The organism is Hymenobacter sp. BRD67 (assembly GCF_013256425.1).
Classification (GTDB): domain Bacteria; phylum Bacteroidota; class Bacteroidia; order Cytophagales; family Hymenobacteraceae; genus Hymenobacter.
Genome location: NZ_CP053904.1, coordinates 964,856 through 987,239 on the forward strand (window position 1 = coordinate 964,856; position 22,384 = coordinate 987,239).

Sequence of the window (22,384 nt, forward strand, 5' to 3'; positions counted from 1 at the left end):
GTTACTGGCAGCTACTGGCCGGAATGGCTACCCTCCGGAGGCTTGCTACTTCGGCGGCCCGTTCCAACTCAACCCTGCGCTTCTGCTAGCCAGGTGCCGTAGGCTGGCGCTACTTCGTTCTGGTTGAGGCCTGCCGCTAAGCAGGTTGGGTTCTAGTCCCGTTGCGAAGCTTCGGCTTTGGAGATGCCGCCGACCGCTTGTTGCCCAGGCTTTCTCTTGACTGGTTTTGACTGGCTGCCGTAGGTGCGCGCTCCTTCCACCTGTCACGTCGCATGTTGGCCCGACGCGCGCCGGGGGGCGCCGGTAGTTTCAGCTAAATGAATTGCCGGAGACAAACAGGCGAAAAATAAGCCCGCTCTGCCGATTCGGAGATAATTTTTCTATATAAATTTTTAACTTCTGAATTTACGAACATGGCTTCTGTCTTACGAGGCAACGACTTGCGGCAGCTCGGTTTTCCCGAGGGCCGCGCCATCGGGTTGGCGCTGGCACAATTGCAGCGCAAAGAATTTAAGCGGCTTCCGCAAACCGGGCAGTTGGCGCTACTGGCCGCCATCCTGGCTAACCCGACCGCCTACTTAACCGACCTGGCCTGGAGCCAGGTGGCCGGGGCCCTGCTGCCCCCGCCCAGCCGCCACATCGAACTGGTTGCACGCAAGGAGTACGCTATTTTTGGGGCCGCGCATATCGACGCCGGCGCCATTCAGCAAATGGAAACGGCTATGAAACTGCCGGTTACGGTAGCCGGAGCGCTGATGCCCGATGCCCACCACGGCTATGGGCTGCCCATTGGCGGGGTGCTGGCCACCGACAACGCCGTTATTCCCTACGCCGTGGGGGTTGACATTGGCTGCCGGATGGCCTTGTCGGTGTTCGATTTGCCGGCTAAGTACCTGAGCCAGCGCACCCAGGAGCTGCGTAAGGTGCTACTCGATAACACCCGCTTTGGCAGTGGCCGCGGCTGGGAGCGGGGCCAGCGCCTCGACCACGCGGTGCTCAGCAGCGATGAGTTCCGGGCCGTACCGTTTCTGAAAAACAAACTGGATAAAGCGGCCGAGCAGCTAGGCACCTCGGGCTCGGGCAACCACTTCGTAGAGTTTGGGCTGGTTGAAATTACCGACCCATCCAATGAAATGGGCTTGCCGGTGGGGCAGTACCTGGGCATACTTTCGCACTCCGGCTCGCGTGGGCTGGGCGCGGCCGTGGCCGAGCACTACACGCGCCTGGCTAAAGACGGATGCCAGCTACCCGCCGAGGCGCAGCACCTCGCCTGGCTGGGGCTCGACACCGAGGCCGGGCAGGAATACTGGGCCGCGATGACCCTGGCCGGTAAGTACGCCTCGGCTTGCCACGAGCAGATTCACCGGCGGCTGGCTAAGGCATTGGGTGAGAAGCCATTGGCTAAGGTTGAAAACCACCACAACTTTGCCTGGAAAGAGCAGCTGGCCGATGGCTGGGATGTTATTACGCACCGCAAGGGCGCCACGCCGGCCGGCGCGGGCGTGCTCGGTATCATCCCCGGCTCCATGACGGCCCCCGGCTTCATTGTGCGGGGATTAGGCCACGCGGCGTCTTTGGCGTCGGCTTCGCACGGGGCGGGCCGGCTGCTATCGCGCACCCGGGCCAAGGCTGAGCTGAGCGAAGGCGCGGTGCGCAAGTACCTGGCTGCTCATGGCATCGAGCTGATTGGGGGCGGCCTCGACGAAGCGCCGCAGGCTTACAAGGATATTCACACCGTAATGGCCAGCCAGCGCGAGCTGGTGGAGGTGCTCGGCTCCTTTACCCCAAAGATTGTGCGCATGGATGGCGCATAAAAAAGATGAGCGCGCTAAATCCGGTTCGGGGAACCATTTCGTAAGAAGTATAGGCTCGCCAGAGCCGTGTTTTCATAGCTCAGGAAAGCCCGCTGCCTTTGGCTGCGGGTTTTTTATTGTCTGGGCTGGCAGCACCCGGCTCGGCGGCCGGCAGCACAAGCACCGCATCACCTACCTGCAAGCGGCCCCCTGCGCAATGTGCGCCGTGAGGCCGCCGTGGCCGCGCATCGCGTTGTAGCCGCCCGCCCCAGCTCTTCCTCCATGCGCGAGCAGGGATGGCATTCGCCGGTAATATCAAGAATAACCTCGTTGCCGAGCTGAAGCTGCCGGCCTTTGAGGGCGAGCAGGTTAAGACCGCTGATAACGAGATTTCGGCGGAGTCGGCCGGGCGCTAGCGGGCCGGGCAAGCCCAGAAAGCCCGCTACGGCCGCCAGGTGCTCGTGCTGAATAAGAGTAATCTGCCGCTTGCCGCCCGCCTTCGGGCTGGCGTGGTCGCCCGCCAGGTGCCGGTCGGTAATTACCTCGGCCTCGGCTACCGCCTCCAGCGCGGCGCGGCGGGCCGGGCGTAGCCCTATCCATTCGAGCCGCCCCTGCTGGGGCAGCGTAGCCAGCAGCCGTGCAACCGTCGATTTATCATCGCCAAAAAAGGGAAAAGCCATTGGGTAAAAAGTAATGTGTGGGCGTGAGAGCGGGAGGGATTAGGAGCTGTTCTTTAGCGTGGGCTACAGCTCATCGGGCGTGCCAAAGCCCTCGCGTATTTCGGGGTGGCTAATCTGGCCGCCCAGGTTGCCGGCCCGCGCCAGCAGCCCCAGGCTAAGCGTAGCGCCCAGCGCCGTAAGCCACACCAGCTGCCGGGCCCGGCTAGCCTGCTGCTGAAGCTGAAGCAGCGCCAGCAGCGCCAGCGTGCTGGTAGCAGCCAGCACCCAGTAGCCCAGGCGGGCCGCCTGGGCGTGGTGCTGAATCAGGGCCTGGCTCACGCGGGGCATGTCTTTGATTACCTGGGCGGCGCCTGGCCCCGTTAGCTGCGCAGGCAAGCCGGCCGCCACTGCCAGCACCAGCGCCCAAAGACCAGCCCGCAATACGGCATCCTGCCGCCAGCCTAAGCCCGCCAGCAGCAGCAGCAAGCCCCCAAAGCTCCAAAAATCGGGGCGTGATTGAAAAGCAGGTGCCAATGTGCCTGGTTCATAAAACAGAGGGAAAGCCCAGGCATTAGCCCCGGCTAGTGTTTAAAGGTTAAAGGTACAAGCACCAACCCCAGGGCAGCCCTTGCGTACTGACTGGTAGAATATGCCGGGTCACGATTCCCACCCCGGTTCTGAATTCGTAAACTTTTTAGTTTTACCTTATGGCTACGAAAGCCCCAGCAAAAGCCGCTGCTAAAGGCGTCACTAATCTTAAGGGTGCCGGCCAGCCTCAGTCCAACCCTGCCGTCAACATTCAGCCCCTGCTCAACCAGCAGCTGAAGGCACCCTCGCCTACGCAGCGCTTTGGCACGGTGAGCCAGCGCCTGCCCATCGGCCTCACCGACGAGGTGCGCCTGGCCAGTGTAAACATGCTCAACCAACTGCTGGCCGATACTATCTCGCTGCGCGACTTGTATAAAAAGCACCATTGGCAGGTAGTAGGCCCTACGTTCTACCAGCTGCACCTGCTCTACGATAAGCACTACGAGGAGCAGGCCGAACTGGTCGATACGATTGCCGAACGTATCCAGATTCTGGGTGGCGTAGCCGTGGCAATGGCTGCCGACGTAGCTGAAACTACCAGCATTCCGCGCCCGCCACGCGACCGTGAGGAGGCTCCCGTGCAGGTGTCGCGCCTGCTGGAAGCCCACCAGATTATTCTGAAGAACTGCCACGACTATGCTAAAAAAGCCGATGATGCCGGCGACGACGGCACCAACGACCTGATTGTGAGCAACGTGATGCGTACCAACGAGCTACAGGTATGGTTCGTGTCGGAGCACATTGTGGAGTCGCCGCTCACGCGGGCCGAGTAAAAAGAAAAAGAGTACCAACAAGCGGGGCCCAGTCATAAATAATATATACTATTGTTTATGACTGGGCCCCGCTTGTTGGTAAGGTGCTGGCGCTATTGCCGGTGAGCGGCTAGTTTTTCATGGTGGTTATCCTCGGCTTCTTCCACCGAGTGCGTTTCACCCAAGTCGTTGTCGGCCTTGGCTTTGTCGGCCAGCAGGCAATAAAACTGGTGGATAAGCCGGATTTCTTCTTCCGAAAAGTCCTGGGCATTGATAAGGCGGTTGCTGGCCCCTTTGGTAGCGGCCAGCAGCTCGTTTAGCTTAAGGTGCAATACCAGCGAGTCTTTATTTTGCGCTCGCTGAATCAGAAACACCATCAGAAAGGTGATGATGGTAGTGCCGGTATTAATCACCAGCTGCCAGGTTTCGGAATAGTGAAAAAGCGGCCCCGACAGCGCCCACACCAGCACAATACCGACGGCGCTCACAAACACGGTAGTAGTGCCCGAGTACCGGGTAGTTTGTTCCGCAAAACGGCCGAAGAAAGAAGTCCTGTTCGCAACCTGGGGAGAGCCGGCCATTCGAAATAGTAGAAAAAAATGTAAGCTGCAAGCAGGAGCTAATATCCTGCCAAGTAAGCAATAAAGCCATGAGTAGTCCCTGAGCCCACACATTTCTGGGCATAAAATGCTCGGGGTAATTTGCAAAAGCAAGCGGGCGTAGTACATTTGCACCCGCTTCGCCGCCTCAGCGAAGCCGGCCCTGAGCCAACTACAAAGTTGCCGATTGCTTTTTGCGCACGTGGTGAAACTGGTAGACACGCCATCTTGAGGGGGTGGTGCCTTCGGGTGTGGGAGTTCGAATCTCCCCGCGCGCACGCAATAGTAAAAAAGCCCGCTGCCAAGCGGGCTTTTTTATGCCTAGTTATTTTCAAAAGGGTTGCCGGGGACTACCAATATCACCCGCTCGCGCTCTACCAGCACCTGGCCGGGCAAAGCACCTTTGGGCTTGCGCACAAATTTTTTGGGAGTTACCGTAACCGGGCACAGTGAGTCGTGCTGGCGGCGCGAGTACCAGCCGGCCAGCTGCGCGGCGCGCGCTATTACCGGCTCCGGTATAGCCTGGCCCGACCGATGCCGGATAACAACGTGAGAGCCGCTCACGTCCTTAGCGTGCAGCCACAGGTCGTCTTTATGGGCATATTTCTGGGTAAGCAGGTCGTTATTCTGCGCATTGCGACCTACTAATATGGTAAATTGCATATACTCAAACACCTTGAACGGTAGCTCGGCTCCGGCCTTGCCAGCCGCTGGAGCCGGGTCGAGGGCGTGTAGCTTGCGCCAGGCCCGCAGGTTGCGCAGCTCGTGCAGGGCCGGCCGGGCGTCCAGCTCTTCGAGCAGCTCCAGGGCCTGCATCGCCTCGGCCTCGCGGCTGCTGATGCGGGCTTGCAGCTGCCGCTCTTCGATTTGCTGGTTCTTGGCTTTGCGGTAAAGGTTTTCGGCCGTCCGCTGGGGCTTTTCGAGGGGCTTTAGCTTGACTACCACTGCCTCATTAGTATAAAAGTCAATGGCCTCGAGCTGGGCGGCACCCGGCGCAATGGCGTGCAGGTTGGCCATAATAAGGTCGGCACGATGGCGATAACCGGCCTCGTGGGCCAGCGCCCGCAACCGCAGGCTGGCCAGGTGGGCGCTGGTGCCGGCTTCCTCGGCCCGGCGCGTAAGCAGCTGCCGCAGCTGCCGGCGCTCGGCTTCGAGCGCGCGGCGGGCCAGCGCCAGCGGGATAAAGCGCCGCAGGGCAGCCACCGGGTCGGGGCCGGGCAGCGTTTCCAGGATTTCGCCCAGCGGCACCAGGCTCAGGCGCGTGCGGCCATCGAGGTAGATAAAATAATAGGCCGCCGGATTTTCCAGCTCGGCCAGCAATTCGGCGGCCAGCCGCAGTTTTCGCTCGGGCGGCGCCGCTTCGTAGCCGCGCAGCTCGCGCAGAAAACGAGCCGGCAGGTCGGCCAGGGCCGGTGGCAGCTTGCCCATCGCATTGCCAGCCAGCAAGCCTGCGCTGCTACTGGGGGCAGCGGGCCGCAACTCGGCATCGGTGGCATAGCGCTGATGAAACAGCTGCGGCGTTGCTGTCGGACCGGCTCGGAATATAGCGTTCGGGCGTGGCCCGTAGAGCTTGAAAACCAGCGTGGCCGCCTCTTCTTCAAAGTTGACTTGTAGTACCCGGTCCTGCGGCCAGGCCTCAACGCTGGCCACGGTGCGGCCTAGCAGCTCGGGCAGCAAATCGACCGAATTCTGGCGGGCGCGGTGGAAGGCTTCGGGTAGGGCCAGGGCGGGGAAGCCGGCCCCGAGCTGCGCCTTCAGCCAGTACTCGGTACCGGCTTCGCTTAGCAGGCCAAGTACCAGCTCATCTTTTTCCTGAGAAAAGCAGCTGGCCACGCGGCAGCCACGCAGCCGCTCGGTGAGGGCCGGGGCTAGCTGCCGCAGGAAGTAGTAGTTGGTATGCATAAGGTAAGCAGCAGCGCCGAAATTGCTTATACCTCCACTTGCAGCCCATCGTAGGCCAGGCGCACCCACGGTGGCAGGGTGGCTTCTACTTCGCGGTGGCGGCCCAGCTGGTGGCTGATATGGGTAAGATAGGCCCGGCGTGGCTTCAGCTCTTCCAGAATAGCCACGGCCTCGCCGAGCGTGAAGTGCGAGATGTGCGGCTCGTGGCGCAGGGCATTGAGCACGATGGTGTCGGCCCCGCGCAGCTGCTCCAGGGTGCTGGCGGGCAGGTGGTTGGCATCGGTGAGATACGCCAGGCCGCCCAGCCGGAAGCCTAGCACCGGCAGCTTGTGGTGTAGGGCCCGCAGCGGCTGCACGGCCAGCCCCAATACGTCAAATGGCTGCTGGTCGTCGGTAATTGGGTGCAGGCTCACCTGCGGCACGCCGGGGTACTTATGCTCGGCAAACACGTAGGCAAACTCGCGCTTGAGCTGCTCAAGTACCCGCGCCTCGGCGAAGAGGGGCATTTCCTGCTGTTGCCGAAAATTGAACGCCCGCACATCATCGAGGCCGGCGGTGTGGTCCTTGTGCTCGTGCGTGTACAGAATACCGTCGAGGTGGCTGATGTGCGCCCGCAGCATTTGCTGCCGGAAGTCAGGCCCGGTATCGATGACCAGGCTGCGGCCTTCCACGGTCAGGTGTGCCGCCACGCGCAGGCGCTGGTCGCGGTAGTCGAGCGAGCGGCAGACGGGGCAGGAACAGCCAATCATCGGCACCCCCGACGAGGTGCCCGTTCCCAGAAAGGTTAGTCTCATGCTGCGATAAGTGTCGGGTAGCCGCCGGCCACCAGCTTTTCGGCGGCGAAGAAAGGCACAAAGCTAACCGCCAGGCGCCACCGGCGGCTGGCAGCCAGCTAGCCGATGTATTGCCGCACCATACGAACAAGGGCATCAAAGTCGAGCGGCTTGGGAAGGTAGTCGGTTATGCCCGCTTCCCGAAACTGCTCAAGGGAATAGTTATTGGCATTGCCCGTAATGGCGATAATGGGTAGCCCCTGGATATGGGGGTCAGCATGGCTGCGAATTTCGTGGGTGCATTCTATGCCGTTTTTTATTGGTATATTAATATCCATTAATACTCCATCGATAGCATTATTTTCCAGTTGGCGTAGCACTTCGCCACCATTCTTGGCCAGTACCACGCGATACTTCTGCTGCTCCAGAATTTTACGGGTAAGGCTGATAATAACCGAGCTGTCTTCGGCAATCAGGATAGTTTTCGGTTGAGGGTCAGGAGCCATTTGAAAGAAGAAAAGGTAGAGAGGAGGGAAAAAGATAGTTGGACGCAAGCAATAATAAGTGATAAAATAATTAGAGCCAGTAATTACCTGATTGAGGTAGAAGCCTTAGCGGTAAGCACGGCGGGGTAATGAGTCACAAAATGTTGAAAAAGCTGGTTAAGCTTTGCTAGTCCTTCCGTTAGGCTACGGGTTTCGTGGCGCTTAATTGTCTGCTCCAGCAGCAGGGCCTGGGCGGCCAGACTGGTGAGCCCGAGGGTGCCGGCGGTGCCTTTCAGCTGGTGCAGCAGCGGGTGCAGGCCCTGCAGGTCGAGCGCCTGCCAGCGGGCATCGGCCTCGGTCAGCAGCGCAGTAGTTTCAGTTACAAACTCAGCATACAGCTCGGCGGCAAATCCTTCCCCGCCAAGCTGGTGCAGTTGGCTGAGCACTTCAGGGTCGATAATCGAAGCGACGACCGGCGGGGCCGCCGGCGCAGCCGGGGAAACGGTGGCCGAAGTCCAGCGCGCCAGCGTCTGGGCCAGCTGCTGGTGTTTGACGGGCTTGGCCAGGTAGTCGTCGAGGCCGGCTTGTACAAAGCGGGCCGCATCATCGGCCATCGAGTAGGCCGTCATGGCCACAATGGGCGGGCTGCTCTCGCCCAATTGGGCCTTTATAGCGCGGGTAGCGGCAATGCCATCGAGGCCCGGCATCTGAATATCCATCAAAATAAGCTGATAGGTCGCTCCGGGGGCCGTGGCGCGGGCAATGGCTTCGTAGCCATCGCTGGCTACATCAACCTCGCAGTGCAGCTTAGCCAACAGGCGGGCGGCTACCTTCTGGTTAATGGCATTGTCATCAACCAGCAGAATATGAGGCCGCTGGCTGGCACCAGGCTCCGCAATAGCGGGTAGCTCCGGCGCCGGCTCGGGCACCGGAGCCATAGCCGATATCTGGCAGCGGATAGTAAACCAGAAAATACTGCCTTCGCCGGTATTTGAAAGCACCCCGATAGTGCCTCCCAGCAGCTCGGCCAGCTCCTTGCTGATAGCCAGCCCCAGGCCCGTGCCGCCATAGGCCTTGCTGGGAGTGGTGTCGAGCTGGGTGAAGCTGGTAAAGAGTCGGGCCGCATCGTTGGGCGAAATGCCAATACCCGAGTCCTGCACCGCAAAGCGCAGCGTGCAGAACTCGCCCTCGGTACGCACCACCGACCCCACCACCGTTACTGTGCCCTGGGGCGTAAACTTGATGGCATTGGCCACCAGGTTGGCCAGAATCTGAAGCAAGCGGGTTTCGTCGGTGACGACAAAAGCCGGCATATCGGGCGTGAGCAGGTAAGTAAACCGGATATTCTTCTGGCTGGCCCGGTACGAAAACAGGGCACTCAGGCGGTCGAGCATCGGTGCCAGTGCCAGCGGCGCTTCCTGGAGGCGCATCTTACCCGCCTGAATTTTCGACAAATCCAGAATATCGTTCAGAATAGTCAGCAGGGCCTCCGAGCTGGTGCCCAGCGTATCGACATAGTCGGCCTGCTCAGCATTGAGCGGCGTCTGGCTCAGCAGGTCAATCATGCCGATAATGCCGTTCATGGGCGTGCGCAGCTCGTGGCTCATATTCGCCAGAAACTGCGTTTTGGCGGCTGAGGCGGCCTCTGCTTCTTCCTTCGCCAGCCGCAGGTCATCCTGAATACGGCGGATTTCGGTGATATCGCGGGCAATGCCTTCCGTGCCGAAAGGCGTGCGCCGGGCATTAATGAGCACACTTACCGGGTAGCCATCGTGGTGGCGCAGCTGGGTTTCGAAGTTGCGCAGCTCGTTGTTGGTAGCCAGCGCCCGCAGCAGCAGCGGGTGCTGGTCGGGCTGCCAGTAAAAATCCTCAATGCGGCCGCGCAGCACATCGGTTGGGTTGTAGCCCATTACTTCGCGCACCGACGGGCTCAGAATAGTAAAATGCCCTTCGCGGTCAGTGCGGTAGTAGATATCCTGGAACGACTCGAAGATGGAGCGGAATTTTTCTTCCTGGGCGGCCAGGACGAGCTGCGAGTTCTTATCGGCCGTAATGTCCTGCGCCTGGGCCGTAATCTCTTCAAATGAGCCGTCGGGCAGGTAAATGGGCGACAGCGCCACGCTCAGCCAGACAGCGGCGCCCTTGGGCATGGGGATGGGCACTTCAAAATGGCGCGACTCGCCCCGCGCGGCGGCCTGGTACCCCTCTCTGAACAGCACGCGGGTGGGCTCGTCGCCCTGAATGGCGTCGTTGTCAATCAGGTTGAGGCCCTGCATGGGCACAGTGCCATTGTGCTGCTTGTAAAAGGCCGCATAATTGTGGTTAAACGACACCAGGTAGCCCTGCCGGTCGATATTCCACATCATACGACTGCCACTCTCAAATATGGCGTTCAGGCGGGCATTTTGGCGGGCCAGGTGCTCTTCCTGGCGCTTGCGGTCAATAGCCAGCGCTACCTGCCCCGAGATAAAATGCAGAATATCAAGGTCGGCGGGCGTGTAGAGGTCGGCGCGGTCGTATTCCTGTACGGTTAGTACGCCGATAATCCGGTCGCCCACGCTTAGCGGCGAGGCCAGCAGCACGGCCGGCAGCCGCCCAAAGGCCGTCATCTCGCCGGTGCGCATGAGGCGCAGCAGGTCGGCCTGGGTAAAGAACATGGGCTGCCCCTGCTCAATCACATACTCCGTAATGCCCATCGAGAACGGCCGCCCGTCGCCCTGCTCAAAATACGAGTGATGGTCGACGTAATACACGAACTGCAGCTCGGTGTGGGCATCATCGCATAAGGCAATGAATATATTATTGGTTTCAATTACTTTGCCCAGCTCGCGGTGAATAGCTCCGTAGAGGGCGGGCAGGTCGTGGGCCGAGATGGCCAGGTTGGCAATGCTGTAATAAACCTTCTGCAGCCGCTCGGCCTTAATGCGGTCGGTGATATCGTGAAGCACGGCGCGGGCCGTGGGTGGCCGGCCCGGCTGGTGCTCGCTGCTCACCGAGCCAATGAGGTGTACCAGCCGGCCCGCTTTGGTCAGCAGCACCGTTTCGAGCTTATTAAGCGCCTGTCCTTCGTAGAGGCGGCGCAGCTGATACAGCAGCTTGGCGCGGTAATAGGGGTGTACTACCTCGGTGAGCGGGCGGCCTAATAGCTCTTCTTCGGTATAGTCCAGCTTTTCCTGGCCGGCACGGTTAATAAAGAGGAGGTTGTTGGTAGCGCTCAGGTGGAGGATAAGGTCGTGCGAGCTGTCGAAAAACTCTCGCAGGTAAGTAGGCTCCGGGATGACGGGGCTGCTTAGCTCAAGCGCCAGCGGCTGCTGGCTGCGCAGGGTATAGCCGGCCGCCCACAGGCCGGCCACCTGTCCCTGGGCATCAACCAGCATATTCGACTGCCACTGAATAACGAGGATATCCCCGCTGCTGGTGACCACTTCCAGCTCGTAGTAGGCCTGGCAAGTGCTTTCCCCCGCCATAACCTCTTGCAGGTGCAGCTGCCGCTCGGCCTGTTGTGCCGGTGGGGTGAGTAATTGATGGTAATACTGGCCTGTCAGCTCGGCTGGCGAGTAGCCCGTTAGCCGAGCCAGTGTTTCATTTACTTCCGTTATCCGCCCGTCGCGGTCGAGCACCAGGTAAGCGAGTTGCAGCTGGTCGAGCAGGAGCGCGGTAGCCGGCACCAACGGCTCCGAGGAATTCACTTGCATATAAAGTTGGCAAACGCAGGCCGGGGCACTTGGTTTCGGTTTGAGCCGCCGCAGGGTTAGTTTTGGGTTGAATTTACGGCGGTTGCGCCGTTTTGTCTGCTTCGTGCCCATTACTTTTTCCCCGCCGGGCCTGCCCGCGCCGCGCCCGCGCCTGGTTTTTGCCGTCACCACCGACCTAAGCTACGACCAGCGCATGCAGCGCATCTGCGCCAGCCTGGCCCGCGCCGGCTACGAGGTCCTGCTTGTGGGCTGGCAGCGGCCGGCTTCGCGGCCGTTGGAACCCCAGCCGTATGCCCAGCATCGCCTGCGCGGCTGGTTTCAGCAGGGTAAGCTATTTTATTTAGAGTATAATATAAGATTGTTTATATATTTTATGAATCAGCACGCGGCCGCCTGGTCCTGTGCCGACCTCGACGCGGCGCTGCCTACCTGGCTGCGCGCGCGCCTCGGCGGCCAGCCGTTGGTGTACGATGCCCACGAGTTTTTTACGGAGGTGCCCGAGGTGGTGGCCCGGCCGGGTGTGCAGCGCATCTGGCAATGGGTCGAAAACTTTGTGGTGCCGCGCGCCCGGCTGCGCTACACGGTAGGGCCGGCCCTGGCGCGGCTGTTTGAGCAGCGTCATCCGGGCTGCCCGTTTGGCGTGGTGCGCAACGTGCCGATAAGCCAGGGCGGGGAAGAAATGTCGGCAAACAGCGGGCTGGCGAAGCCCGCTGTTTTTTTGCTTTACCAGGGCGCCCTGAACGTAGGCCGCGGCCTGGCCGAGCTCCTCGCGGCCATGCCGCAGGTGCCGGCCCGGCTCGTCATTTGCGGGGAAGGCGACTGCTCGGTAGCGCTACGCGAGCAGGCTGCCCGGCTGGGCCTGCTCGCGACCGAGGCAAATCTGGCCGGGCAGGTTGAGTTCAAAGGCTACGTGCTGCCCCCGGCCTTGCGCACGCTCACCGCCCAGGCTACCGTGGGCATCATGCTGCTGGAGAATATAGGGAAAAGCTATTATTACTCACTGGCCAATAAATTCTTCGACTACGTGCAGGCCGGCATTCCACAGCTGTGCATCGACTTTCCCGAATACCGTGCCCTCAACGCGCAGTATGAGGTGGCGGAGCTGGTGCCCGACCTTGCGCCCGCCACGCTGGTCGCCGCCCTGGCCCGGCTGCTGCCCGATGGCCAGCCGGGCCCGCGCTACCACCAGCTGGCGGCCAACTGCCGCCGCGCCCGCGTAGAATGGAGCTGGCAGCACGAGGAAAAAACGCTACTGAGCCTGTACGCTACCCTGGGCTTGCGCTAAAAGTCTGCTTTCAATACCAGGAAATATTTTTATAAGCTGCTCAGAGATACTATGCTCCTGCCGACGCACCTGCTGGACCACCTTGCGCCTACTGCTGCCGACCCGCGCCCCGTGCTGCTGGCCGTGGCCGGCCCTACTGCGGTGGGTAAAACAGCCCTCACCGTAGCGCTGGCCCAGCAGTTGGGAACGGAAATTATTTCGGCCGACTCGCGCCAGTTTTTTCGGGAGATGAGCATCGGCACGGCCAAGCCCACGGCCGAAGAAATGCAGGGCGTGCCTCATCACTTCGTTGATTCACACAGTATTACGCAGGAGTATAGCGCCGGTCGCTTCGCTACCGACGCCGAGGCCCTGCTGGCGCGGCTGTTTGCGCAGCATGCGGTAGTGATTGCTACCGGCGGCTCGGGCCTGTATCTGCAGGCCCTCACCGATGGCCTTGATGAGCTGCCGGCCGTGCCGGCTGCTGTGCGCCAGCAGCTGCAGCACGAGCTGCAAACGTTGGGCTTGCCGCCGTTGGTGGCCGAGCTGGCGCGTACCGACCCCACTGCCTACGCCCGCCTCGACCTGCAAAACCAACAGCGGGTGCTGCGGGCCCTGGAAGTTACGCGCGGTACCGGCCGGCCGTTTTCCAGCTTTCATAAGGGGCCGGCGGCCGTGGCGGCTACGGCCGCCGGCCGGCCGTTTCGGGTGGTGAAAGTAGCCTTGAGCCGCGACCGCGAAGCACTATATCAGCGCATCGACCAGCGGGTTATGCACATGCTCGCCGCAGGCTTGCTGGCTGAAGTGGAAGCGCTGTTGCCCTTTCGCCGCCACCAGGCGCTGCAAACCGTAGGTTACCAGGAGCTATTCGGCTACCTCGACGGCAGCTACGACTATGCCGAGGCCGTGCGTCTGCTTCAGCGCAACACGCGCCACTATGCCAAGCGCCAGCTCACCTGGCTGCGCCGCGACGCGGCGTATACGTGGGTGGAATTGGGTAATGGGTATCTGTTCTAAACGTTTGCAACGATATTACTCGCTACCAATTACGCATTGCCTCACACCGAAAGGATTTCGACCATGCGCATAAAGCTCTGGTTGATAACCTTGCGCTTGTTGATAGTATCGTCGAAGGGCGTATACATGAGCTTGCGGTCCACAATGCCGGCCATCACGTTTTTCATGCCATTGAGCAGGCCTTCAACGGCCGCGATACCGAGCTGCGAGGCCAGCAGGCGGTCGGCGGCCGTGGGCGAGCCTCCGCGCTGAATATGACCCACAATCGTGACGCGGGTATCGAGCTGCGGAATGGCTTCCTTCACGCGCTTGGCTACCTGGTGCACGTTGCCTTCTTCCTCGCCTTCGGCCACGATAACGATAAACGAGGTTTTATTGCGCTTGTAGCTGGCTTGCAGCGTTTCAATTACGGCCTCCACGCTCATAGCCGTTTCGGGCACCATCACAATCTCGGCCCCGCCGCCGATGGCGCAGGGAATGGCAATGTAGCCTGAGTCGCGGCCCATTACTTCCACAAAAAAGCAGCGGTCGTGCGAGTCGGCCGTATCGCGGATTTTATCGATGGCCTCCAGCGCCGTGTTCACGGCCGTGTCGTAGCCGATGGTGTAGTCGGTGCCGTAGAGGTCGTTGTCGATGGTACCGGGCGCGCCCACCGTCGGAATGCCGAACTCCTTCTCAAAAATGGTGGCCCCCGTAAACGTGCCGTTGCCGCCAATGGCCACCAGGCCTTCTATGCCGTGGTTAACCAGCTGGTCGAAAGCCTGTTGGCGACCTTCCTTGGTCATGAATTTCTGCGAGCGGGCCGATTTCAGGATGGTGCCGCCGCGCTGCACCGTATTCGACACCGAGGCCGAATCCATGCGCACAAACTCGCCCTTAATCATGCCGCTATAGCCACGCATTATCCCATATACCTCAATGCCGTGATATACCCCGGCCCGTACCACCGCGCGCAGGCAGGCATTCATGCCGGGCGCATCGCCCCCGCTGGTAAAAACTCCAATTCTCTTCATGGTCAAAAGACAGCTAAATCGCCCGGCGCTACCTCTGGGTAGGCGCAAACCCTGCAAAGGTCGTACGCCAAGCGCACTTACCGGCAGGGGCCAGGTAATTTGGGCCCGACATTTTTCCGGATATTACGTATAGGTAGGCAATAGTAGCCAGCAGACACTTGGTTATTAGGCGTTTCATGCCTACTTTTCGCTATCTCATCGCCCACCTTCAACCCGCACCCTTATGTTTGGTTTTTTCGAAAACGAGCAGGCTAAGAAAATAAAAGGCCACCTCTGCAATCTCGCGGCCCTCGCTAAAGCCGATGGTAATGTCGACGACCGCGAAATGAACTTCATCATCACCGTGGGCAAAAAGAATGGCGTGTCGGCCAGCGATGTACGCAAGCTGGTAGCGGGCCAAACCAACTGTCTCTCTGATTTGCCTACAAACGATTCGGAGCGGTTCGACCAGATATTCGACCTGGTTGATATGATGCTGGCCGACGGCATCGTGGACGAAACGGAAATGGACTTCTGCATCATGATGGCCGAGAAGCTGGGCTTCCGCAAAGCCATTGTGGGCATTCTGGTGCGCAAGATTTCACAGGGAGTAAAAGATGCTGTGCCGCGCGACCGCATCAAGGAAGAAAGCCTTTCGTTTCTGAATTACAATGCCCTGCCGCAGCGGTAAAAGGTGATGGGGTAGTGGGCAAGGAAGTAAAGCAAGTATAAAGTGAAGAAATCGTATGATTGAACTCCTTACTATACCTAATAAGCTTCCGTAGCCTGTTGCCCCATTACGCTATCGCCCGCAGCAGCCCCGCTACGGCGGCGTCAATCTCGGCTTCGGTAATGGTGAGGGGCGGCGCAATGCGCAACGAATTATCGCAGAAGAGAAACCAGTCTGTGAGAATACCTTGCTCGGCCAGGGCGCGGTCGATAATAGGCTTGAGCACCGCGAAAGAATCAAACTCCACGGCCATGAGCAGGCCGCAATGACGCACTTCCCGAATAGCCGGGTGCACCAGCTGCCGGCGCAGGCGCTCGGCTTTGCCGGCTACGCCCGCCAGCAGGTTTTCTTCCTGAATAACCTGGAGCGTAGCCAGCGATGCCGCGCAGCTTACCGGGTGCCCGCCAAACGTAGTGCAGTGCCCCAGAATGGGATTGGTCTGAAAGCCCACCATGATTTCGGGCGAGGAGATAAATGCGCCAATCGGCATGCCCCCGCCCATGCCCTTGGCACACACCAGGATATCGGGCACCACCCCAAACTGCTCGAAGGCCCACTGGGTGCCCGTGCGCCCAAAGCCGCACTGAATCTCGTCCAGGATAAGCAGCGCGCCTACCTCCGTGCAGCGCTGGCGCACGGCGGGCAGGTAGCCGGGCAACGGTAGTCGTACCCCGGCCTCCCCTGCACAGTTTCGAGAATAACGGCGGCCGTGTGCTCAGTTATAAAGGCCAGGTCGGCCCGCTCGTTGTAGCGCAGATGCGTTACATCGGGCAGCAAGGGGCGATAGCTGTTCTTAAAGCTCTCCGAGCCAGTGATGGACAGTGCCCCGTGGGTAGAGCCGTGGTAGGCATTGAAGCTCGAAACCAGGCCGGTGCGGCCCGTGTGGCGCTTGGCCAGCTTTAGCGCGCCCTCGATTGCTTCGGCCCCCGAATTGGTGAAGTAAACGGTGTCGAGTGGGGCCGGCAGGGTAGCGGCAAGCGCCGCGGCCAGCCGGGCCGGGGGGGCCTGCACCAGCTCCCCATAGACCATCAGGTGGAGATATTTATCCAGCTGCTTCTGAATGGCTTGCAGCACTTTGGGATGGCGGTGCCCCACGTTGCTAACCCCGATACCCGAGATTAAATCCAGGATAGCGCGGCCTTCGGGGGTGTACATATACACGCCTTCGGCCCGCTCAATCTCCAGTAAAAGCGGGAACTCGGACGTCTGTGCCTGGTGGCGCAGGAAAAGCTGGCGGGACGTAAGCATAACGCCCGCAAAGGTACCGCCGGGGTCGCCCGCGCTATTGGCCGGTGCCAATAGGCGGCTCAGCCTGGCCAGCTACGCGCTTCAGCACTTCCTTGGTAAAATCGCGCTCGGCCTGGTAGAGTTGGGCCACCTGCCGCAGCGTAAGTACTTTCTGAGCCTTGTCGAAATAGTCTTTTTCGAGGTTGAGCTGCTGCTGCTTAATGGCAAAGTCCTGGTTGAAGTTATCGCGCAGCTGCGCGTCGGAGAGGGCCGGGTTATCGGCGTCGCGGCGCAGCAGGCGGGCCGAGCGGCCCAGCTCGCGGCGCCGGGCTACAAACTCATTATACATGGGCCAGAAGCGCTGGGCCTGGTCCTGGGTGAGGGTAAGGCGCGAGGTAATGAAGGCAATCTTAGCGTTATCGAGCTGACTAATACGCGCGCCACCCTGTTGAAACCGGCCCCGCCCCTGCGCCCGTGCCGGCTGGCTAGTAGCCAGCGCAAGCAGAGTGAGACCGGCCAAGATGAAAGAACGTGTATTTTTCATATATAGTAAATACATTATAAAACTCCTGCCTCGTCGGTAGGTTGGGCATCCAGGGCTTCGGTCAGCTCGCTGGACGAAGGCTTTAGGTATTGCCTGGTGATGCCCAGGTGATGGGTAGGCAGCTCAGCCAGGTCGAGCATATCAACGTGTACCTCCCCACTGCTGAGGTAGTCGAGCAGCTGCTGTTGCGATACAGTGTCGAGCGTGGCGGTGCTGCTGGGCGCACTCAGCGGGGCCCCCAGCCACATCGAGGCGGCAAAGGTACCCAGCAGCACGGTAGAGGCGAGGCCAGTGCGCACGTAGGCCGGTGCGTGCCGTAGCCAGGCCAGCGGTAGCGGGCGAGGAGCGGGGGCGGCCACCTGCGCCATTACCCGCATGGGGAGCTGCTCGAAGTAGCCGGGCGGCGGGGAGCTCAGCGGCTGCGGCCAGCGGCGCGGATGCTGGTCAAGGCGGAAGGGCGTTTTCATGAATGTTGGATGGAAGAACGAGGGTAAGGTTTAATCGACTTCGTCGGGAGATGAAGCCAGATTGTCGGTAGAAGTAACGTATTCCTCAATTTTGCGGGCGGCGTGGTGGTAGCTGGCTTTCAGAGCACCTACGCTGGTGCCGGTTACCTCGGCCATCTGCTCGTAGGGCATCTCCTCATAATAACGCAGGTTGAATACCAGCCGCTGCTTGTCGGGCAGGCGCAGGATGGCTTTTTGCAGCCGCAGCTCAATCTCGTCGCCCGCAATGGCGGGGTCAGCCTCGACTTTAGCCGCCAGCTCGGCCCCCACATCGTTGAGCGGCAAAAAAAACTTACGTCGCTTGCTCTGCAAAAAGCTCAGGCACTCGTTGGTGGCAATGCGGTAAATCCAGGTGAAAAGCTGGGCATCCTGCCGAAAGTTTTCCAGATTTTTCCACACCTTCACAAATACGTCCTGCGTGAGGTCATCGGCATCGTCGTGGTCGATAACCATCTTCCGCACATGCCAATACACCTTCTGCTGGTACTTGCGCACGAGCTGATTAAAGGCCAGGTTGCGGCTGGCCGGATGCTGGAACTTGGCGAGGATTTCGTGGTCTTCCAAACGCGGAGCGGGGGCGAAAGTGCAGGTTGGACGACGGGCGGGCGGCAGGGTTTAATGGCACTACCTTTAGCCAACTATTTCCCTACTCAGAAATGAAAGTATTAGCTACTCTGTGCTTGGCCGGGCTGCTGCTGGTCGCATATAGTAGCCAAGCTCAAACAGTCTTGCTGGGTGACAGTACCTATCACGGCTTGCAGCCTCACAAAGACTCTTTGGCTACTGTAGTGGCGCGGTTAGGCCAGCACTATCACAAAACCGAGCTATTGCTTTTCGTTCACGGGCTCATGACAGGTGGCGGAGATATGCATGGTACGCGGCTGGGCGGCTATGCGCTACACTACAAGAAGCTCGGCGCGACTTTCTGCGTAGCTAATAATACGAACCTTATGTTTCGGATTCAGTTGAAACCCGGCGCCCACATTGTGTCAGCCCGTGGCATCCGGCCCGGTGCGGCCGATTTTGCGCTAGTCATTGAAAAATATGGGCCGAGCGAGCGAGGCAAAGACCGCGAAGGCCAGCCGCGAGTTTCTGAAATTTCATTTGACCTGAAAACCTATTTTACTGCCCTGCGCTACCCGCACATCACGTTCATCAGCCGGGGCAAGCTAAAAGCTGGCGAAAACTTGCTAAAGCGAAAAGTCCAGGAAATCTGGCTGTGGTAATAAGCCAGGCTACTACCGCCCAAAAATGCTCAGTGAAGTGGTCTGAGCTGAGCGAATAGTGAAGTTGCGCACATCGGTAAACTTGCTGGCATTGCTGGTAGCCGTGCGAAAAACCAGCCGGTACACGCCCGGCTGCATGGCCAGGTTGAGCTTGCTGCTGCTTTCGGGCAGGTTATAAATCCAGGTTTGCGACTCGTCGTCGTTGAGCTTGTAGAGGCTGCCAAATCCCTTGAGGTCGGAGGTAATGTTGAGCGTGCCCGGCACGGCGTAGGTTACGGTAGTGGTCTGGCCTTGGCGCACGCTCAAGCGCTGCACCAGGCGCGGCAATGTGAGTATCTCGACCTCATAATTACCGGCCAGCAGCTTCTGGCGGCTGCCGAAGGGCAGGGCCAGGCTGGTTGTCGCGCTGCCCTGCGCCCGCACCACGGCCTGCACCGCGCCGCCGTAGGGGTTGGGCGTAATAGTAGCCGGCTGCAATACCAAGGTGCCCTGCGGGATTTTGAAAGTCAGCACATTCGCCTTGCCGCCCCGGATAACCAGGTTGGGCTGGCGCACGGCCGGCACAGTATTGATAACCAAATCGTAGGTCTGTAGGGCGTCGATGTCGAGCACATCGGCCTTGCCCTGGGCATCGCGGTAATGCACGTAGTTGTACTCGGGCTGCCCGGTTACGTTGTTGACAAATGTCATGTTGACGTTTGACTCCACCGGCCGGCCGGCCTCATCCGTGAGGTTGATGGCCACGGTGGTTTTAGCGAGGGTCTGGGCAATTACATCGTTGAGAACGGTCTGGAAAGTCTTAACCTCGGCCGCGTTGTAGTATTTGCCCAGGCATTCGAGCGACCGGCCAAAATCCTTTTCGGCCCCGATACCAATTACGAAGGGCTTCAAGAAAACCCGCTTGCGCTGCAAAGCCAGCGAGGCCGCGCAGGGGTCGCCCTTGCACGACTCCACGCCATCGGTGATGAGCAGCAGCACGTTGCGCGAGGTTTTATCCAGGGGAAAGTCCTTGGCCGATTGCTCCAGCGAGTAGGTAATGGGCGTGTTGCCCTGTGCCTTCAGCGTCTTGAGCCGCGTTTTGATGGCCGCGGCATTCTTAGGCGCGAAGGGCACTTCGAGGCGCGAGTCTTCGCAGTTTTGCTCGGCATTGGCGTGTTGGTGGCCGTACACACGCAGGCCAAGCTCCAGGTTGGGATAGGCATTGAGCGAATCGGCCATCTTGGCCAGCAGGCGCTTGGCTACTTCCCAGCGCGGCGTGCCTTCCCAGGGGCCATCATCGAGCCCGAGGCATCGAGCAAAAACAGAATCCGCGTAACTTTCGGGTGCTCGGGCGGAGCGTTCTGAGCCCGGCCGGGCAGGCTGATAATTAAAAGCAGGCAAGCCAGCAGGCAGCCGATTCTGCAAAAGGCAAGCGGTCGGAGTGGGAAAAGCATCGGCGTAATTTACATTACTATCCGCAACTTTACCTGAACCTTAGCGGAACTACGGGCCGCGGTAATCCCAATTGCAAACCGACACAGAGCCTGCCTAAGCGCCTAGCAGCTGAAGATGAGCCAGGTGGTGACGGCCGTGCCAGGCGTACTGCACCAGCGCTTGCTCCAGCGTGCTGGTGGTTTGGTAGCGCGGGTGGTAAAAAGTGCGCTGCCATTGCGCCTCGCTCAGGTGTTGCAGCAGGGTAACCCAGCGGCTGTGCAGGCTTTCGAGCAGCGCCAGCGACACGGCCAGCGGCGTAGCAGCTACGTCGGGCAGCTCGGCCCAGGCCTGCTCATCAAAGGGCCGCACAGTCGGGTTGTCTTCCGTGAGCGCCAGGCGGAAACGGCTGTATAAGTTAGGGTGCGTGTCGGCCAGGTGGTGAATAACCTGGCGGCCCGTCCAGCCACCGGGGCGGTAGGGTTGCTCCAGGCGCTCGGCCCCGGCGCGCCGGGCTGCAGCGTGCAGCTGCGCCGGCAGCTCGGCCAGCTGCTGAAGGTAGGGGGCGCGCCCAGCGGCCGTAAGCGGTGCCGTAGGCAGCTGCGGCCGGCCGATAGGAAACCGCAGGTGCTCGTCGGTGAGAGGGGTGGTCATGAAGAGGAGGAGGACATTAGACCTCAAAAGTAGCAGGTAGGCTACGGGCAGCGGCCTCCCCAAAATGTTTTCCTTTCATGCCAATTTAATGTAGCTGCGCTTGCTTTGTATTATCTAACGTGCCACCATAAGCTGTAAGGCGTTGGCATCGTCCCACCATGTTGCTCTAACAGATTTGAATTAGGACCAGCATTCTCGCTGGTGTTCAATTGCCACTGGTAATTGAATAAAACTGATTGATAAATATGTAGAAAAATGTATTTTAAGGCTATTTCCAGTAGCTACAGGTGGTAGGATGGAAACAGCAGCAGCCCGATTCGCAACGGGCTACCCAACCTAAAAACGGGCTGATTTGGTGATGTCGGTTCCCAGTACCTTGTCGGGACAGGTAGCGGCTCAGCGCGTTTCTTCAGCACAACATTCCTGGTGTTATTAACTGCCTAATGTGGCATTTACATGTTCTTATGAAAAGAATACTCATGCTCATGAGTTTATGTGCCGTGTACTGCTGCACAAGCTGCTCGCCCAAAACAGAAGAGAAGGAAGAGCAAATCAAGCTGCTGGCCACCAGCCCTTTACAAAAGGACACGACCATAATCAAAGAGTACGTGGCGCAGATTCATGCCTACCAGCACATCGAGCTGCGGGCCCTAGAGAAAGGCTATCTTCAGAAAATCTTTGTCGACGAAGGGCAGACAGTTGCCAAGGGGCAGCCTATGTTCCAGATTATGCCGCTGGTGTACCAGGCCGACCTGCAAAAGTCGCAGGCCGAAGCCAATTATGTGGATATCGAGTACCGCAACACCAAGAGTTTGGCCGATAGCAACATCGTGTCCAAGAATGAGTTAGCTCTTTCCAAGGCCAAGCTCAACAAGGCCAAGGCAGACGTGGCGCTGGCCCAGACCCACCTACAGTTTACGTCTATTAAAGCACCGTTCAGCGGCATTATGGACCACTTTCAGGCGCGGCTGGGTAGTGTCGTCAACGAAGGTGATTTGCTGACTACGCTCTCCGACAACAGCAAGATGTGGGTGTATTTCAACGTGCCCGAAGCCGAGTACCTGGCTTATAAAGAGCAGGCCAAGGCCGACAACGTGGTAAACGTGAAGCTGCTTATGGCCAATAACGAGATATATAAATACCCTGGTAAGGTGCAGACGATTGAGGCAGATTTTAATAATGAAACCGGCAATATCGCCTTCCGGGCCACTTTCCCTAACCCCGATGGCCTGCTGCGCAACGGCGAAACCGGCAGCATCATGATGACGGTGCCGTTGAAAAACGCCCTGCTTATCCCGCAGAAAGCCACCTTCGAGATTCTGGAGAAGAAATACGTTTATGTCATTGACAGCAAAAACGTAGTGCACCAGCGCGAAGTAACCATTGCCTCGGAGATGCCCGACCTCTACATTCTCAAGGGGGGCGTCAGCAGCGGCGACAAGATTTTGCTGGAAGGCCTACGTAAGGTGAAAGATGGGGATAAGATAAGCTACAACTACAAAGCTCCTCAGGCAGTTATCTCTCACCTGAAGGTGTATAGCGAGTAAAATTCGCCCATTATAATAGCC

General features: G+C 59.5%; 20 protein-coding genes, 1 tRNA gene and 1 pseudogene. 8 read left to right on the forward strand and 14 right to left on the reverse strand.

Annotated features, from left to right (window positions below; translation table 11 throughout):
- Window positions 1-413: 413 nt before the first annotated feature.
- Window positions 414-1,814 (forward strand): RtcB family protein, encoded by a 1,401-nt coding sequence (locus GKZ67_RS04390; protein ID WP_173241311.1) that lies wholly within the window; start codon window positions 414-416, stop codon window positions 1,812-1,814.
- Window positions 1,815-1,981: 167 nt separating this feature from the next.
- Here the strand turns inward: GKZ67_RS04390 and GKZ67_RS04395 are convergent, their stop codons facing one another.
- The gene (locus tag GKZ67_RS04395; protein ID WP_317172235.1) at window positions 1,982-2,473 is read right to left on the reverse strand and encodes an MOSC domain-containing protein; all 492 of its coding nucleotides are present in this window, start codon (window positions 2,471-2,473) and stop codon (window positions 1,982-1,984) included.
- A gap of 63 nt (window positions 2,474-2,536) precedes the next feature.
- On the reverse strand, window positions 2,537-2,986 hold the full coding sequence (locus GKZ67_RS04400) for a hypothetical protein (protein WP_173241312.1): 450 nt from the start codon (window positions 2,984-2,986) through the stop codon (window positions 2,537-2,539).
- A gap of 173 nt (window positions 2,987-3,159) precedes the next feature.
- Here GKZ67_RS04400 and GKZ67_RS04405 point away from each other — a divergent pair, with 173 nt between their 5' ends.
- On the forward strand, window positions 3,160-3,813 hold the full coding sequence (locus GKZ67_RS04405) for a Dps family protein (RefSeq protein ID WP_173241313.1): 654 nt from the start codon (window positions 3,160-3,162) through the stop codon (window positions 3,811-3,813).
- A 92-nt stretch (window positions 3,814-3,905) separates the two neighbouring features.
- Here the strand turns inward: GKZ67_RS04405 and GKZ67_RS04410 are convergent, their stop codons facing one another.
- Complete coding sequence (locus tag GKZ67_RS04410; protein WP_173241314.1) at window positions 3,906-4,373, reverse strand: low affinity iron permease family protein; 468 nt, start codon at window positions 4,371-4,373, stop codon at window positions 3,906-3,908.
- Window positions 4,374-4,587: 214 nt separating this feature from the next.
- On the opposite strand from GKZ67_RS04410, the gene GKZ67_RS04415 reads away from it, so the two are divergent.
- A tRNA-Leu gene (locus GKZ67_RS04415) sits at window positions 4,588-4,669 on the forward strand.
- 43 nt (window positions 4,670-4,712) lie between these two features.
- Here the strand turns inward: GKZ67_RS04415 and GKZ67_RS04420 are convergent.
- From GKZ67_RS04420 to GKZ67_RS04435, 4 genes are all read right to left on the reverse strand, one after another.
- Window positions 4,713-6,293 (reverse strand): NFACT RNA binding domain-containing protein, encoded by a 1,581-nt coding sequence (locus tag GKZ67_RS04420; RefSeq protein WP_173241315.1) that lies wholly within the window; start codon window positions 6,291-6,293, stop codon window positions 4,713-4,715.
- A 26-nt stretch (window positions 6,294-6,319) separates the two neighbouring features.
- Complete coding sequence (locus GKZ67_RS04425) at window positions 6,320-7,087, reverse strand: MBL fold metallo-hydrolase (RefSeq protein ID WP_173241316.1); 768 nt, start codon at window positions 7,085-7,087, stop codon at window positions 6,320-6,322.
- A gap of 98 nt (window positions 7,088-7,185) precedes the next feature.
- The gene (locus GKZ67_RS04430; RefSeq protein ID WP_173241317.1) at window positions 7,186-7,572 is read right to left on the reverse strand and encodes a response regulator; all 387 of its coding nucleotides are present in this window, start codon (window positions 7,570-7,572) and stop codon (window positions 7,186-7,188) included.
- A gap of 83 nt (window positions 7,573-7,655) precedes the next feature.
- Window positions 7,656-11,246, reverse strand: coding sequence for a PAS domain S-box protein (locus tag GKZ67_RS04435; protein ID WP_173241318.1), 3,591 nt, complete (start codon window positions 11,244-11,246; stop codon window positions 7,656-7,658).
- Between the two features lie 103 nt (window positions 11,247-11,349).
- On the opposite strand from GKZ67_RS04435, the gene GKZ67_RS04440 reads away from it, so the two are divergent.
- Window positions 11,350-12,531: a glycosyltransferase gene (locus GKZ67_RS04440; protein ID WP_173241319.1), complete on the forward strand. Its 1,182-nt coding sequence runs from the start codon at window positions 11,350-11,352 to the stop codon at window positions 12,529-12,531.
- 51 nt (window positions 12,532-12,582) lie between these two features.
- Complete coding sequence (gene miaA, locus GKZ67_RS04445) at window positions 12,583-13,527, forward strand: tRNA (adenosine(37)-N6)-dimethylallyltransferase MiaA (protein WP_173241320.1); 945 nt, start codon at window positions 12,583-12,585, stop codon at window positions 13,525-13,527.
- Between the two features lie 41 nt (window positions 13,528-13,568).
- Here miaA and pfkA read toward each other — a convergent pair whose 3' ends face one another.
- On the reverse strand, window positions 13,569-14,540 hold the full coding sequence (gene pfkA, locus GKZ67_RS04450) for a 6-phosphofructokinase (protein WP_151087999.1): 972 nt from the start codon (window positions 14,538-14,540) through the stop codon (window positions 13,569-13,571).
- 223 nt (window positions 14,541-14,763) lie between these two features.
- Between pfkA and GKZ67_RS04455 the strand changes: the two genes are divergently transcribed.
- Window positions 14,764-15,210: a TerB family tellurite resistance protein gene (locus tag GKZ67_RS04455; RefSeq protein ID WP_173241321.1), complete on the forward strand. Its 447-nt coding sequence runs from the start codon at window positions 14,764-14,766 to the stop codon at window positions 15,208-15,210.
- Window positions 15,211-15,316: 106 nt separating this feature from the next.
- Here the strand turns inward: GKZ67_RS04455 and GKZ67_RS04460 are convergent.
- The 4 genes and pseudogenes from GKZ67_RS04460 to GKZ67_RS04475 all read right to left on the reverse strand — a co-directional run bounded on the left by GKZ67_RS04460 (window position 15,317) and on the right by GKZ67_RS04475 (window position 18,090).
- Window positions 15,317-16,497 (reverse strand): annotated as a pseudogene (locus GKZ67_RS04460) (aspartate aminotransferase family protein).
- Between the two features lie 34 nt (window positions 16,498-16,531).
- Window positions 16,532-16,996 (reverse strand): hypothetical protein, encoded by a 465-nt coding sequence (locus GKZ67_RS04465; RefSeq protein ID WP_173241322.1) that lies wholly within the window; start codon window positions 16,994-16,996, stop codon window positions 16,532-16,534.
- A gap of 38 nt (window positions 16,997-17,034) precedes the next feature.
- Entirely contained in the window at window positions 17,035-17,487 is a 453-nt protein-coding gene (locus GKZ67_RS04470) for a hypothetical protein (RefSeq protein ID WP_173241323.1), read from the reverse strand.
- A 30-nt stretch (window positions 17,488-17,517) separates the two neighbouring features.
- Window positions 17,518-18,090 carry an RNA polymerase sigma factor gene (locus tag GKZ67_RS04475; RefSeq protein WP_173241324.1) on the reverse strand — a complete coding sequence of 191 codons (573 nt, stop codon included), beginning with the start codon at window positions 18,088-18,090 and terminating at the stop codon, window positions 17,518-17,520.
- 284 nt (window positions 18,091-18,374) lie between these two features.
- On the opposite strand from GKZ67_RS04475, the gene GKZ67_RS04480 reads away from it, so the two are divergent.
- Window positions 18,375-18,752 carry a hypothetical protein gene (locus tag GKZ67_RS04480; protein WP_173241325.1) on the forward strand — a complete coding sequence of 126 codons (378 nt, stop codon included), beginning with the start codon at window positions 18,375-18,377 and terminating at the stop codon, window positions 18,750-18,752.
- A gap of 12 nt (window positions 18,753-18,764) precedes the next feature.
- Here GKZ67_RS04480 and GKZ67_RS04485 read toward each other — a convergent pair whose 3' ends face one another.
- Window positions 18,765-20,132: a vWA domain-containing protein gene (locus tag GKZ67_RS04485; RefSeq protein ID WP_254245055.1), complete on the reverse strand. Its 1,368-nt coding sequence runs from the start codon at window positions 20,130-20,132 to the stop codon at window positions 18,765-18,767.
- A gap of 147 nt (window positions 20,133-20,279) precedes the next feature.
- Window positions 20,280-20,816 (reverse strand): YfiT family bacillithiol transferase, encoded by a 537-nt coding sequence (locus GKZ67_RS04490; protein WP_173241326.1) that lies wholly within the window; start codon window positions 20,814-20,816, stop codon window positions 20,280-20,282.
- A gap of 464 nt (window positions 20,817-21,280) precedes the next feature.
- On the opposite strand from GKZ67_RS04490, the gene GKZ67_RS04495 reads away from it, so the two are divergent.
- Window positions 21,281-22,363: an efflux RND transporter periplasmic adaptor subunit gene (locus GKZ67_RS04495; RefSeq protein ID WP_173241327.1), complete on the forward strand. Its 1,083-nt coding sequence runs from the start codon at window positions 21,281-21,283 to the stop codon at window positions 22,361-22,363.
- The last annotated feature ends 21 nt before the right edge of the window (window positions 22,364-22,384 follow it).

Excerpts from the sequence above, each read along its gene's own strand:
- GKZ67_RS04390 (WP_173241311.1), top strand. The coding sequence starts at position 414 with ATGGCTTCTGTCTTACGAGGCAACGACTTGCGGCAGCTCGGTTTTCCC.
- GKZ67_RS04395 (WP_317172235.1), bottom strand. The coding sequence starts at position 2,473 with ATGGCTTTTCCCTTTTTTGGCGATGATAAATCGACGGTTGCACGGCTG.
- GKZ67_RS04405 (WP_173241313.1), top strand. The coding sequence starts at position 3,160 with ATGGCTACGAAAGCCCCAGCAAAAGCCGCTGCTAAAGGCGTCACTAAT.
- GKZ67_RS04410 (WP_173241314.1), bottom strand. The coding sequence starts at position 4,373 with ATGGCCGGCTCTCCCCAGGTTGCGAACAGGACTTCTTTCTTCGGCCGT.
- GKZ67_RS04420 (WP_173241315.1), bottom strand. The coding sequence starts at position 6,293 with ATGCATACCAACTACTACTTCCTGCGGCAGCTAGCCCCGGCCCTCACC.
- GKZ67_RS04425 (WP_173241316.1), bottom strand. The coding sequence starts at position 7,087 with ATGAGACTAACCTTTCTGGGAACGGGCACCTCGTCGGGGGTGCCGATG.
- GKZ67_RS04430 (WP_173241317.1), bottom strand. The coding sequence starts at position 7,572 with ATGGCTCCTGACCCTCAACCGAAAACTATCCTGATTGCCGAAGACAGC.
- GKZ67_RS04435 (WP_173241318.1), bottom strand. The coding sequence starts at position 11,246 with ATGCAAGTGAATTCCTCGGAGCCGTTGGTGCCGGCTACCGCGCTCCTG.
- miaA (WP_173241320.1), top strand. The coding sequence starts at position 12,583 with ATGCTCCTGCCGACGCACCTGCTGGACCACCTTGCGCCTACTGCTGCC.
- pfkA (WP_151087999.1), bottom strand. The coding sequence starts at position 14,540 with ATGAAGAGAATTGGAGTTTTTACCAGCGGGGGCGATGCGCCCGGCATG.
- GKZ67_RS04455 (WP_173241321.1), top strand. The coding sequence starts at position 14,764 with ATGTTTGGTTTTTTCGAAAACGAGCAGGCTAAGAAAATAAAAGGCCAC.
- GKZ67_RS04470 (WP_173241323.1), bottom strand. The coding sequence starts at position 17,487 with ATGAAAACGCCCTTCCGCCTTGACCAGCATCCGCGCCGCTGGCCGCAG.
- GKZ67_RS04480 (WP_173241325.1), top strand. The coding sequence starts at position 18,375 with ATGACAGGTGGCGGAGATATGCATGGTACGCGGCTGGGCGGCTATGCG.
- GKZ67_RS04490 (WP_173241326.1), bottom strand. The coding sequence starts at position 20,816 with ATGACCACCCCTCTCACCGACGAGCACCTGCGGTTTCCTATCGGCCGG.
- GKZ67_RS04495 (WP_173241327.1), top strand. The coding sequence starts at position 21,281 with ATGAAAAGAATACTCATGCTCATGAGTTTATGTGCCGTGTACTGCTGC.